Source organism: Ochrobactrum sp. WV_118_8, assembly GCF_039631535.1.
GTDB lineage: Bacteria > Pseudomonadota > Alphaproteobacteria > Rhizobiales > Rhizobiaceae > Brucella > Brucella anthropi.
This window is the reverse complement of the sequence record NZ_JBDIUZ010000001.1, coordinates 2,922,501-2,935,917: the sequence shown is the minus strand read 5'-3', so window position 1 is coordinate 2,935,917 and position 13,417 is coordinate 2,922,501. Positions and strand designations below refer to the sequence as shown.

Genomic DNA, 13,417 nt, shown 5'->3' with positions numbered 1-13,417 from the left:
TAGCTATGTGACCCCGGGTTTGCCTGTCGCAACAATATAAGGTTTGGGCGGGTGAGAGTGTAATTTTTCTAAACAGCGGGACGTAACCTTAAATGGCGCGCATCGTGATGAAATTCGGCGGCACTTCGGTAGCTGATCTGGAACGCATCTATAATGTGGCGCGCCACGTCAAACGCGAGGTCGAGGCAGGCAATCAGGTTGCTGTTGTCGTTTCGGCCATGTCCGGCAAGACCAACGAGCTGGTCGGCTGGGTGCAGAACATGCCGAAAGTATGCGGCGCAAGCTCACCTTTCTATGATGCCCGCGAGTATGACACCATCGTCGCTTCCGGCGAGCAGGTGACGAGCGGCCTTCTGGCGATTGCGCTTCAATCCATAGGCGTTGATGCGCGTTCGTGGCAGGGCTGGCAGATTCCGATCAAGACCGACAACGCCCATGGCGCGGCCCGTATTCAGGACATCGACGGTTCGGAAATCATCCGCCGTATGGAAATGGGTCAGGTTGCCGTCGTTGCCGGGTTCCAGGGCATCGGCCCTGACAACCGTGTGGCAACGCTTGGGCGTGGCGGTTCAGACACCTCTGCTGTCGCCATCGCTGCCGGTGTGAAGGCGGATCGCTGCGATATTTATACAGATGTCGATGGCGTCTACACCACCGACCCCCGCGTAGAGCCGAAGGCGAAGCGTCTTTCGAAGATTTCCTTCGAGGAAATGCTGGAAATGGCATCGCTTGGTGCCAAGGTTCTGCAGGTGCGCTCGGTCGAACTTGCCATGGTGCACAAGGTGCGCACTTTCGTGCGCTCGAGCTTTACGGACCCAGATGCGCCGGGCATGGGTGATCCGATCAACCCGCCCGGAACCCTTATTTGCGACGAGGATGAAATCGTGGAACAGCAGGTCGTCACAGGTATCGCCTTTGCGAAGGATGAAGCTCAGATTTCGCTGCGGCGCGTGGCCGACCGGCCGGGCGTTTCGGCAGCCATTTTCGGGCCGCTCGCCGAAGAGCACATCAATGTCGACATGATCGTGCAGAACGTGTCGGAAGACGGCTCCAAGACCGACATGACCTTCACCATTCCGACGGGTGATGTCGATAAGGCGCTGAAGGTGCTGGACAAGGTCAAGGGCGAGATCGGCTTCGACAATATCCAGTCTGAAACCGGCCTTGCCAAGATTTCGGTGATCGGCATCGGTATGCGCAGCCATGCAGGCGTTGCCGCCACAGCCTTCAAGGCACTGGCCGAAAAGGGCATCAATATCCGCGCCATCACAACGTCTGAAATCAAGATTTCGATCCTGATTGACGGCCCTTATGCGGAACTGGCCGTGCGTACGCTGCACGCGGTCTATGGCCTCGACAAGTAAGCAGCCAGCTCAGATTCCATTTTGAAACATAATTGTATGCAGGGCCGCGCAGCCGAAAGGGTGCGCGGCCCTGCAACATTTTGCGAGCAGCGACTATTTGTTCTGGACGCGGGTGTCAAAAATGCTCACAAAGGGATTGGCGTAACGCTTCGCGGGCGGGTATTGGGAATCGGCTGGCGGAACGCACGTCAGCAATTTTGAAGGAGCCCCCGACGATCATGCGTGAGCTGACAACCGGTCCCCGCGTACTGCTAAAGCGGTTGCGCGAATTGATGGCAGAGCCGCTGGAACCGCAGGCGCGCCTCGACCGGATCGTTCGTGAAATCGCTCAGAATATGGTCGCGGAAGTCTGCTCCTTCTATATATTGCGCGCTGACGGCGTCCTTGAGCTTTACGCTACCGAAGGTCTCAATCCGCAGGCAGTCCACCTTGCCCAGCTTCGTCTCGGTCAGGGTCTGGTCGGCACGATTGCCGCAAGCGCCCGTCCCCTCAATCTGACCGATGCGCAAAGCCATCCAGCTTTCGCCTATCTGCCGGAAACGGGCGAAGAAGCCTATAATTCCTTCCTCGGCGTTCCCGTTCTACGCGCTGGCCGCACTTTGGGCGTTCTTGTCGTCCAGAACAAGACTAAGCGGGCATATCGGGAAGACGAGGTCGAAGCACTTGAAACCACCGCTATGGTCCTTGCCGAAATCATCGCGACCGGTGACGGTCTGCGTCTGGCCCGTCCGGGCATAGAGCTTGATCTCGGTCGCCCGATGAGTGTGATAGGACAGGCTTTCAACGACGGTATCGGCCTTGGCCATGTGGTGCTGCATGAGCCGCGCATCGTCGTCACCAATCTTTTCAACGAGGATAGCCAGGCGGAGCTGAACCGGCTGGATGAAGCGCTTGGCAGCCTGCGCATATCCATCGACGACATGCTTTCGCGCCGCGATGTGGCGGTGGAGGGCGAGCATCGCGAAGTGCTCGAAGCCTATCGCATGTTTGCGCATGATCGCGGCTGGGTGCGGCGTCTGGAAGAAGCCATTCACAACGGTCTGACTGCCGAGGCGGCAGTCGAAAAGGTGCAGAGCGACACGCGTGCGCGCATGGTGCATCTGACCGACCCCTATATGCGCGAGCGCCTGTCGGATTTTGACGATCTCGCGAACCGTTTGCTGCGCCAGCTCATGGGACGCGACATTAAGACCATCGCCGAATCGCTGGTCAAGGATGCCATCATTGTCGCGCGTTCCATGGGGGCTGCCGAACTTCTGGATTATCCTCGCGAGCGCTTGCGCGGTGTTGTTCTGGAGGACGGCGCCGCCACGAGCCACGTCGTGATTGTCGCCCGTGCAATGGGTATCCCGGTGGTCGGCCAGGCCAAGGGCATTGTATCCATGGCCGAAAACAACGATGCGGCAATCGTCGACGGCGATGAAGGCATCATGCATCTGCGCCCGCAGTCCGATCTGGAAACGGCTTATGCCGAAAAGGTTCGGTTCCGGGCGCGGCGTCAGGCCCATTATCGGGAATTGCGGGACAAGCCATCCGTCACGAAGGACGGCGTCGATATCTCGCTTCTGATGAATGCCGGGCTTCTCGTCGATCTGCCGCAATTGTCGGCTTCGGGTGCGGCGGGGATCGGTCTGTTTCGCACCGAACTTCAGTTTATGGTGGCCTCGACATTCCCGCGTGCCGAACAGCAGGAACGTCTTTATCGCTCGGTCATCGAGGCGGCAGGCGACAAGCCGGTGACTTTCCGGACGCTTGATATCGGTGGAGACAAGGTTCTCCCTTACTTCAGTTCGACCGTGCAGGAAGAAAATCCGGCGCTCGGCTGGCGCGCGATCCGCCTGACGCTCGACCGTCCGGGATTGTTGCGCACGCAGTTGCGAGCACTTTTGAAGGCGGCGGGCGGACGCGAGTTGAAAGTCCTGCTGCCGATGATCACGGAAGTCAGCGAAGTGAAGGCCGCACGCGAGATCATCGATCGTGAAGTCCGTCATCTGTCGCGGTTCGCTCATCAGTTGCCCATGGGGCTGAAACTGGGAGCGATGATCGAGGTACCGTCGCTGCTGTGGCAGCTTGAGGAGCTGATGTCGCTTGTCGATTTCATCTCCGTCGGTTCAAACGATCTGTTCCAGTTCCTGATGGCGACGGATCGCGGCAACTCGCTGATGTCGGGTCGCTTCGATCAGCTTTCGCCTGCATTCCTGCGGGCGTTGCGCTTCATCGTGGAAACCGGCAATCGCCACGGTAAATCGGTTACCCTGTGCGGTGAAATGGCCAGCAGGCCGCTTCCAGCCATGGCGCTGGTCGGTATCGGTTTTCGGTCGATCTCCATGTCTGCGGCGGCAATCGGCCCGGTCAAGGCCATGCTCGATGCGTTGGACGCAAGCAAGCTTACAGCCTTGCTGGCGGAAGAGCTGGATAAGCCGAACAGCGCGCATTCGCTGCGCGAAATGCTGATGAGATTTGCGGAAGACAACGATATTCCGTTATAGCGAAGCAGATCTAGAGCATTTCCAGCAAAAGTGCGAAGCGGTTTTGCGTCGGATAATGCGACAAAACAAATAGTTGGAGCATTTCCAACGGTTCAAAAAAAATAGGAAATGCTCTAACTGACTGAACAGTCGCGGTGCAGGATTGCGCGGCGTCCCGTTTTGCATTCTTGCACGCCGCTGATAATTTTTAGGACATGACATGATCGCATTGCCGCAGGACCGGATGGACCAGCTTTTGAAGCGGTTCTCAATGATCGAAAGCCAGATGGCCAACAATCCGGATTCGGAAACCTATGTGAAGCTCGCATCGGAATATTCCGAGCTGCAGGAGGTGGTTGGCAAGATTCGCGAACTGACCGACGCCCGCAAGGAAGCTGTCGATCTGGCGGCCATGCGTGACGATGCCTCCACAGATGCAGAGATGCGTGCACTGGCGCTGGAAGAACTGCCGGGCGTGGAAAAGCGGATTGAGGGACTGGAGCAGGAAGTCCAGATTCTGCTGCTGCCGAAGGACGCTGCCGACGAGAAGAATGCCATTCTCGAAATTCGTGCGGGTACGGGCGGTCTGGAGGCGGCACTGTTCGCCGGTGACCTGTTCCGCATGTATGAGCGCTATGCTGCCGAAAAAGGCTGGCGGGTCGAGCTGGTTTCGGCCAGCGAAGGCGATGCCGGTGGTTACAAGGAAATCATCGCCACCGTTTCCGGCAAGGGTGTGTTCTCCAAGCTCAAGTTCGAATCGGGCGTGCACCGCGTGCAGCGTGTGCCTGAAACGGAAGCCGGCGGACGCATCCATACATCGGCGGCAACCGTCGCGGTTTTGCCTGAAGCCGAGGATATCGACATTGAGATCCGTAATGAGGATATCCGCATCGATACGATGCGGGCATCGGGCGCCGGTGGCCAGCACGTGAACACGACCGATTCGGCGGTCCGCATTACGCACATCCCGACCGGTATCATGGTCGTTCAGGCTGAAAAATCCCAGCACCAGAACCGCGCACGCGCGATGCAGATTCTCCGTGCACGCCTTTACGACATGGAACGCCAGAAGGCAGAAACTGAACGTTCTGAATCACGTCGCAGCCAGGTCGGTTCAGGCGATCGCTCCGAGCGTATCCGCACTTATAATTTCCCGCAGGGACGCGTCACCGATCATCGCATCAATCTGACGCTTTATAAGCTCGACCGGGTTATGGAAGGTGATCTGGACGAACTGGTCGATGCGCTGATTTCCGATCACCAGACCGCACTTCTGACGGAACTGGGGCATTAGAGCGCGTTTCGATCTGATTCAAGCAGATTGGCCAGATCGGCGCTCTAGATATTTGTTTTGAACCGCGCATCTTTTCCGAAAATCGTTTCACACTTTTCGGGATGCGCTCTAAGGGTGAGCGAAATGCGTCTCGACCGCCTGATGGCTGATGCACGGACGAGGCTTCGTGCGGCAGAACTGGATACGCCAGACCTCGATGCACGGCTTCTGGTCGAATGGGCAACCGGCAAGACGCGGCTCGATCTGATATCCGCACCTGAGCAATTGGTTGATTCTGCGGTAATCGAGACGCTTTCCGATGCGCTGGACCGCCGTGAAAAGGGTGAGCCGGTTCACCGGATCATGGGTGTTCGCGAGTTCTTCGGCCTGCCTTTCCGGCTCTCCGCTGCTACGCTTGAACCGCGTCCCGATACGGAAGTGCTGGTGGAGCTGGTCATTCCGGCGCTGGAAGCGCTTGCGGTGCAGAAAAACACGCTTGAACTCCTCGATATGGGGACGGGAACGGGCGCGATCATCATCTCGCTTCTGCATCGCTTCGAGCGCGCACACGGCATTGGTCTCGACATGGCGGAGGGGGCGCTTGCAATGGCGCGAATCAATGCTGTCGCCAATGGTGTGGGTGACCGGTTCGCAGCGCTCAAAAGCGACTGGTTTGAAAATGTGAGCGGGCGGTTTCATCTTATCGTCTCAAACCCGCCCTATATTCCGCATGAAGACATTGCGGGACTGTCACGCGAAGTGCGCGAACATGACCCATTGGCTGCGCTCGATGGCGGGTCTGATGGACTGAATTTCTACAGAGCCCTTGCACAGAAGGCAGCAGATCACCTATATAAACAAGGAATGGTTGCCGTAGAGATCGGCGCCGGACAATTCCAGGATGTTGAAGCGCTGTTCGAAAGCGCAGGTTTTTCCCTCGCAGGACATGCGAGTGACCTTGGCGGCCACAGAAGGGCCATGCTTTTCGCGTACAAATCAAATACGTAATTTTGATGCGGCGAACCGCTAAAAAACACTTGGAATTTGCGGCGAAGCCGTTTAGTTTCCGGCCACCGTATACAGCCAGAATGGTTTTGCCCGCTGATGAGCGGTGGCGGAAATGCTCCATGACGATTTTTGGTCATGCTCCCCGAAGGTTCTTTGGGGATGGCTTGTGCGGAAGTACACGACTTTCAAGCATAATCTCGAAGAGCAGAGCTTTTCGGAATGGTTATGCATTAATGCAACCGCGGAGTTTCGGTGACCCATAGAGGTACCTAACTCAGGAGCAGTCGATTTGTGGGAAGTTTTTAGGGCGTACTTCCTCCATGGCTCGATAGCGTGAAACCGGCAGCTTTTTGGCTGTGGAGTTTCTACGCCCTTTAATCTGAAAAGAGATGAATATGAGGCCAGCACAGCAGAACAGGCGCATGCGCGGACGGGGGAATAACAATAATAACAACAACAACCGCAAGGGCCCCAATCCTCTGTCGCGCAATTACGAAAGCAATGGCCCGGATGTGAAGATCCGCGGCAATGCGCAACATATTGCAGAAAAATACTCGGCACTTGCGCGGGACGCACAGGCATCTGGCGATCGCGTGATGGCAGAAAATTATCTTCAGCACGCTGAACATTACAACCGCATCATCATGGCGGCCATGGCGCAGAATCCGGTGCCATTCCAGCGCGAGGAAACCTTCGACGATGACGGTGCGGATGATGAGGAAGCAGGTTTCACGCCTGTCGCAGCACAGCCACAGCCCGTCAACGGTTCCGGCCCGCAGCCGGTTATCGAGGGCACGCCTGCCGAGGTCGTTTATGGCGAAGATGGTGGCGAGCCGGTAAAGTCCGGTGAAGGTCGCCAGCAGCCGCGCGAGCGCGACAACCGCGATCGTCGTCTGGGTCGTGGCCGCCGTCCGCAGCGTGAGCGCTTCAACGCTGACGAGCGTTCTGACGAACAGCCGCAGGAAAAACAGGCTCAGCCGGTGGCTGAAGAAGCTCCGGCTGCAGCCGTGGTCGAGCAGGCAGCACCAGTGGCCGCCGAGGCCGCTCCTGTTGCCGATGCATCTTCTGCGGATGAGGCCGCGCCACGTCGCGCCACGCGCCGTCCTGGTCGTCCGCGCCGCGCCGCCAAGGATAGCGGTGATGAGACGCCGGTAACGGAATCTGCGGATTCCGACGCCTGATCGTCCCTGTGTATCAAGTTAAAAATGGCGCGGTTTCCGCGCCATTTTTATTTGGTTCTTCACGTGTCTGTAACCCTTGCCGAAACCCGGCCATCGTCCCATATGCTGTCTTGGAAAGAAGTCCGCCCAGTGTGGGGGCTTCGTCACCATACATCTTCTGGTGCCGCTTGATGGGCCGGAAGGCAAAGGAGACATCATGAATATCGAAAAATATACGGAACGCGTCCGGGGCTTTATCCAGTCTGCACAGACTTTCGCGCTGTCGTCCGGCAACCAGCAATTCACACCCGAACATGTGTTGAAGGTTCTCGTCGATGATGACGAAGGACTTGCCTCGTCCCTGATCGAACGCGCGGGCGGGCGCATTGCCGATGTGCGCATCGGCTTGCAGAGTGCGCTCGAAAAGCTGCCCAAAGTGTCGGGTGGCAACGATCAGCTTTATTTATCGCAGCCGCTTGCCAAGGTCTTCTCGCTTGCCGAGGAGCTTGCCAGCAAGGCCGGTGACAGTTTCGTCACCGTCGAGCGCCTTCTGATGGCGCTGGCGATGGAAAAATCCGCAAAGACGTCTGAAATTCTTTCCGCTGCCGGTGTGACCCCGACGGCGCTCAACAAGGTCATAAACGATATGCGCAAAGGCCGCACCGCCGATTCGGCGTCCGCTGAAAGCAATTATGATGCGTTGAAGAAATATGCCCGCGATCTGACCGAGGATGCGCGTGCAGGCAAGCTTGATCCGGTGATCGGTCGCGACGAGGAAATCCGCCGCACGATTCAGGTTCTGTCGCGCCGCACCAAGAACAATCCGGTTCTGATCGGCGAGCCGGGCGTCGGCAAGACCGCAATCGCGGAAGGTCTGGCGCTTCGCATCGTCAATGGCGATGTGCCCGAATCCTTGAAGGACAAGCAGTTGATGGCGCTCGATATGGGCGCGCTGATTGCCGGTGCCAAATATCGCGGTGAGTTCGAAGAGCGTCTGAAAGCAGTACTTTCGGAAGTGCAGACGGCTGCCGGCCAGATCATCCTCTTCATCGATGAAATGCATACGCTTGTCGGTGCAGGCAAGTCTGATGGCGCGATGGATGCATCGAACCTTTTGAAGCCTGCTCTTGCACGCGGTGAATTGCACTGCGTTGGCGCGACGACGCTGGAAGAATACCGCAAATATGTCGAGAAGGACGCAGCGCTTGCCCGTCGTTTTCAGCCGGTATTCGTTGATGAACCGACCGTCGAGGACACGATTTCGATCCTGCGTGGCCTGAAGGAAAAATACGAGCAGCATCACAAGGTGCGTGTTTCGGATTCGGCTCTGGTTGCTGCGGCAACCTTGTCGAACCGTTATATCACCGACCGTTTCCTGCCCGATAAGGCCATTGATCTTGTCGATGAGGCGGCATCGCGCCTGCGCATGCAGGTTGATTCCAAGCCAGAAGAGCTGGATGAAATCGACCGTCGCATCATGCAGCTGAAGATCGAGCGCGAAGCGCTGAAGGTTGAAACCGATGCTGCTTCCAAGGATCGTTTCCAGCGCCTCGAAAAGGAGCTGACTGATCTGGAAGAAGAATCGGCGGAACTGACGTCGAAATGGCAGTCTGAAAAGCAGAAGCTCGGACTTGCTGCTGATCTCAAGCGCCAGCTTGAAGAGGCACGTAATGCTCTCGCCATCGCACAGCGAAGCGGTGAATTCCAGAAAGCGGGCGAACTGGCCTATGGCAAGATTCCGCAGCTGGAGAAGCAGCTTGTCGAAGCCGAAAGCCATGAAAACAAGGGCTCTCTGCTTGAAGAGACTGTTACGCCCGACCACGTGGCGCAGATCATCTCACGCTGGACCGGTATTCCGGTTGACCGGATGCTGGAAGGCGAGCGTGAGAAGCTGTTGCGCATGGAAGACGAACTTGCGAAGCGGGTCATCGGGCAGGGCGAGGCTGTCCAGGCCATCTCGAAGGCGGTTCGCCGTGCGCGCGCCGGGCTTCAGGACCCTAACCGGCCTATCGGCTCGTTCATCTTCCTCGGCCCAACTGGTGTCGGCAAGACGGAACTGACCAAGGCGCTCGCCGCGTTCCTCTTCCAGGACGACACGGCCATGGTTCGTATCGACATGTCGGAATTCATGGAAAAGCATTCCGTGAGCCGGTTGATCGGCGCGCCTCCCGGCTATGTTGGCTATGAAGAAGGCGGCGTTCTGACGGAAGCCGTTCGGCGCAGACCCTATCAGGTGATCCTGTTCGACGAGATCGAAAAGGCACATCCGGATGTGTTCAACGTGCTGTTGCAGGTGCTGGACGACGGACGCCTGACCGACGGACAGGGTCGCACGGTCGATTTCCGCAATACGGTCATCATCATGACCTCGAACCTCGGTGCCGAATATCTCGTCAATCTTGGCGAGAAGGACGATGTCGAGTCGGTTCGTGAGGAAGTTATGGGCGTGGTGCGGGCTGCCTTCCGTCCGGAATTTCTGAACCGTGTCGATGAAATCATCCTGTTCCACCGGCTGCGCCGTGAAGACATGGGTGCGATTGTCGATATTCAGATGCAGCGTCTCCAGATGCTTCTGACCGATCGCAAGATCGTGCTGCAGCTGGAAGACGATGCACGCGAATGGCTGGCCAACAAGGGCTATGACCCGGCTTATGGCGCGCGTCCATTGAAGCGCGTCATTCAGAAAGAAGTTCAGGATCCGCTCGCCGAGCGCATCCTACTGGGTGACATTCTGGATGGTTCCATCGTCAAGATTACCGCCGGTTCGGACAGGCTCAATTTCCATCCGATTCGCGGTGCGCTTGAGGATGAAGGCCAGAAGATCGACGAGAGCGCCTGAACGTTCAAGAGTTGAGATCATTGGGCGCCGCAACCGGATAGGTTGCGGCGCCATTTTCATATTTGGCCTGACAAGTTTTCCAGCTTTCCTTCGATGTTGGCCATTTTCATGTCCAGTTCATCTGGCATCTGCTTTATCAGCTAATCGGTTGTTAACCATATTCGCGGCATCCATGGTCTCTCGATCACCCAGGGCATTCTTCATGGCGCATTACACACGCATGCTTCGTTTCGCTTTGTTTGCTTCCGTCGCGGTAACTGCCGTCAACGGTACTGCGCGCGCGGAGGAGGGCAGTTCTGCAGTGGCTACCGAACGCCCGGTACAGCTTGCACAGCTTTATGATCCGGGTGAAGAAATCTATCATGATCGCCGGGTACGGGTCTTTATCGACCAGTATGGCCGCCGCGTTACCATGGATCGTCGCGGGCGTATTCTCAGTGTCGAGGACGCCAATAATTATGACCCGAACGCTTATGACCGTCGGGTTCGCCGCGCACCGCAGCCAGACGACAACTGGACACTCGATGGTCCAGTCGACGGTGGCGCTCCCTATGAAGGTTTCGGCAACGTGCCCGAAGATCCGAACTATTACCCGGACGCTCCGGCGGCACCGCAATATGGCGGCAACCGTGATGGACAGGTGCAACGGTCGGAACTGCCTCCGGCAGGCGATCAATATCCTGACAATACAAGCACCAATTCAGCCAGTGCCAATCCCGGTTATGATGGCCAGCAGGATTATGGCCAGCCGGGTTATGAACAACCAAGGGGTGTTCCCAATCCGAGTGACATGGCTCCGGCAATCGAAATGCCGAAAGGGCAGGGTGCAAAGGAAAAGATCGCAGCCTATCAGATTCTGCTCGACCGCGCCGGTGCATCGCCCGGCGTCATCGACGGTCGTTCGGGCAGCAATGTCGACAAGGCGGCTGCCGCCTATGGCGAGCTGACCGGAAAGTCGATCAATCCGACAGACGAAGCGGCGGTCAATGCGGAACTTGAAGCCACAGGTGGCCCAGCCTTCACCGAATACACCATCACCAACGAAGACGTGGGACGGCAATACGTTGCTTCCATCCCGGAAGATTACGCCCACAAGGCGCAGCTTCCGGCGATGGCGTATACCTCGGTCACCGAAATGCTCGGTGAAAAGTTTCATATAGACGAAGCCTATCTGAAAGAGATCAATCCTGGGGTGAACTTCAACCAGCCGGGCTCGATCGTAAAGATTCCGAACCTCGGCAAGCCTGTCCGGACCAAGGTGGCCCGTATCATCGCCGACAAAGGACGCAAGCAGGTTCGCGGTTACGATGAATCGGGCAAGCTGGTCGTTGCCTATCCCTCGACCATTGGCTCGTCGGACAATCCGTCACCTTCCGGCGTTGTTCAGGTCGAGCGTATCGCGATCAACCCGAACTACACCTACAATCCGAAGATCAACTTCAAGCAGGGCAATAATGATAAGGTGCTGACCATTCCGCCTGGGCCAAACGGGCCGGTGGGAACAGTCTGGATCGCGCTTTCCAAGCCGACCTACGGCATTCACGGTACGCCCGAGCCATCGAGAATCGGCAAGACGTCAAGCCATGGCTGTGTGCGATTGACCAATTGGGATGCGGAAGAGCTGGCAAAGCTGGTGAAAGCTGGCGTAACGGTCGAGTTTACCGAGTAAGCATTCCAGTGAATTCAAAGAGAAAGGCCGGGGCGTATCTCCGGCCTTTCTCTTTATCAGCTCTTCGTCGATCCGTTCGAGGCAAGCTTGGTGCCGTTGTCATCGCTGTTCAACAAAGTGTCGATGCGATCCCGTTCCTGCTTGAAGGCTTCGAGCTCCTTGCCCGAAAGCGCCTTGTTATCCGGCAGACGAATGCGCAGCGGATCGACCTTGGTGCCGTTCACGATCATTTCGTAGTGAAGGTGAGGACCGGTCGAAAGACCCGTCGACCCCACATAACCGATCACTTGTCCCTGCCGCACACGCGCACCGGCGGTAACGCCGCGGGCGATGGCGTTCTGGTGGCTATAGCTGCTCACATAACCATTGGCATGACGAATCAGGGTCTGGTTGCCATAGCCATTGGTCCAGCCTGCCTTTTCCACCACGCCATTACCGGAGGCGATGATCGGCGTGCCGCGCGGTGCGGCCCAGTCCACGCCGGTATGCATGCGGCTGTAACCAAGGATCGGGTGGCGGCGCATGCCGAACGGTGAGCGGAAGACACCATTGGGAACCGGATTGCGGAGCAGGAACTGTTTCGCGCTCTTGCCGTCGCCGTTGAAGTAGTCGACGCTACCGTCCGGAGCCTGATAGCGATAGAATTTGCGGGTCGTGCCACCGAAATTGGCCGAAACATAAAGAAGCTGCGAATCGGCTTCCGGTTTGTCGGGATCGTCCGGCAGCGAGAAGAATGCGTCGATCTGGTCACTCGGTGCAAGCCGTGACTGCAGGTCAACATCGCTTGCGAGCATCTTGACGAGCTGTTCGCGCATCGTCTCCGACATGCCATAGGCGAGCGCGGCCCGGCTGATCCCGTCATAGACACTGGGTAGATTACCCCGAATGGCCGTAGGCAGGGCATTGCCATCGAAAGCCGTCTGCAGGAGTGGGGTCTGTTCCGGTTCGTCGGACGGAATATATTGTCCCCGGTCGTTGAGGGCGACTGTCACCAGATGCGTGGTGCGATTATAGATGCTGGCGCGCACGATACGGTCCGTGCCATCCTGCGTCTCGGTGCCGACACGCAAAACGCTGCCCTCCTTGAGACGCGGCGAGTTCATCAGCTTGGCAAGTGAGTCGGCCATGTTTTCGGCATCGTCGCCGGTATAACCGGCGTCCTCAAGCGCCTGCTTGATATCGGCTGTCTGGCGGAAAGGAATCAGTTCTTCCGAAAAGCCTTCGCCAACCGTCTCGTCATCGCCGCGCTGTGCGACACTGACATTCTCCTGTGTAATCTTCACGCCAAGCGCTGGGCCAAGTGCGAAAGGCGAGTCCGTGCCGCCGAAACGAGCGGGATCGACATAGTGGAGCGATGCAACCTGCACGTCGCCGTCGGTCAGAAGACCACCGGTATCCCGCACAACCTTCTCGACCTCATCCACTGTCAGGTCGCTGGATGCATCGAATGTCGTACTGTTCATCGGAAAATCGACAACACGCAGACTGACTTCGCTTTCGACCTTGGCGCCGTAAATCTGACCGGCATCGGCAGGCTGCGGTGCCGCTGGTCCTTCCGAAAACACGGTCAGGGCGTTGAAAGCAGGATATTTGCGGCTGGTCGGGTGATCGACGGCGAGAGCCATGCGGACAAATT

Annotated in this window: 8 protein-coding genes (1 of these 8 running past the window's edge); 7 read left to right on the top strand and 1 reads right to left on the bottom strand. The window is 57.5% G+C overall.

Annotated features, from left to right (window positions below):
- The first annotated feature begins 92 nt into the window (after window positions 1–92).
- The 7 genes from ABDF71_RS14200 (at window position 93) to ABDF71_RS14170 (ending at window position 11,781) form a co-directional block, all read left to right on the top strand.
- On the top strand, window positions 93–1,364 hold the full coding sequence (locus ABDF71_RS14200) for an aspartate kinase (protein ID WP_010657494.1): 1,272 nt from the start codon (window positions 93–95) through the stop codon (window positions 1,362–1,364).
- 218 nt (window positions 1,365–1,582) lie between these two features.
- Window positions 1,583–3,853, top strand: coding sequence for a phosphoenolpyruvate--protein phosphotransferase (gene ptsP, locus ABDF71_RS14195; RefSeq protein WP_500061649.1), 2,271 nt, complete (start codon window positions 1,583–1,585; stop codon window positions 3,851–3,853).
- Between the two features lie 199 nt (window positions 3,854–4,052).
- Window positions 4,053–5,126, top strand: a complete 1,074-nt coding sequence (gene prfA, locus ABDF71_RS14190; protein ID WP_010657492.1) for a peptide chain release factor 1 — start codon at window positions 4,053–4,055, stop codon at window positions 5,124–5,126.
- A 123-nt stretch (window positions 5,127–5,249) separates the two neighbouring features.
- Window positions 5,250–6,113: a peptide chain release factor N(5)-glutamine methyltransferase gene (gene prmC, locus ABDF71_RS14185; protein WP_036563219.1), complete on the top strand. Its 864-nt coding sequence runs from the start codon at window positions 5,250–5,252 to the stop codon at window positions 6,111–6,113.
- A 395-nt stretch (window positions 6,114–6,508) separates the two neighbouring features.
- Entirely contained in the window at window positions 6,509–7,294 is a 786-nt protein-coding gene (locus tag ABDF71_RS14180; protein WP_029375796.1) for a DUF4167 domain-containing protein, read from the top strand.
- A gap of 196 nt (window positions 7,295–7,490) precedes the next feature.
- Window positions 7,491–10,112: an ATP-dependent chaperone ClpB gene (gene clpB, locus ABDF71_RS14175; RefSeq protein WP_500061648.1), complete on the top strand. Its 2,622-nt coding sequence runs from the start codon at window positions 7,491–7,493 to the stop codon at window positions 10,110–10,112.
- A 202-nt stretch (window positions 10,113–10,314) separates the two neighbouring features.
- Entirely contained in the window at window positions 10,315–11,781 is a 1,467-nt protein-coding gene (locus tag ABDF71_RS14170) for a L,D-transpeptidase (RefSeq protein ID WP_500061647.1), read from the top strand.
- A 56-nt stretch (window positions 11,782–11,837) separates the two neighbouring features.
- Here the strand turns inward: ABDF71_RS14170 and ABDF71_RS14165 are convergent, their stop codons facing one another.
- On the bottom strand, window positions 11,838–13,417 hold the 3' portion of the coding sequence (locus ABDF71_RS14165; RefSeq protein WP_012091212.1) for a M23 family metallopeptidase. 376 nt of this gene lie beyond the right edge of the window; 1,580 of the gene's 1,956 nt are visible here — the last part of the coding sequence; the start codon falls outside the window, past its right edge; it ends in the stop codon at window positions 11,838–11,840.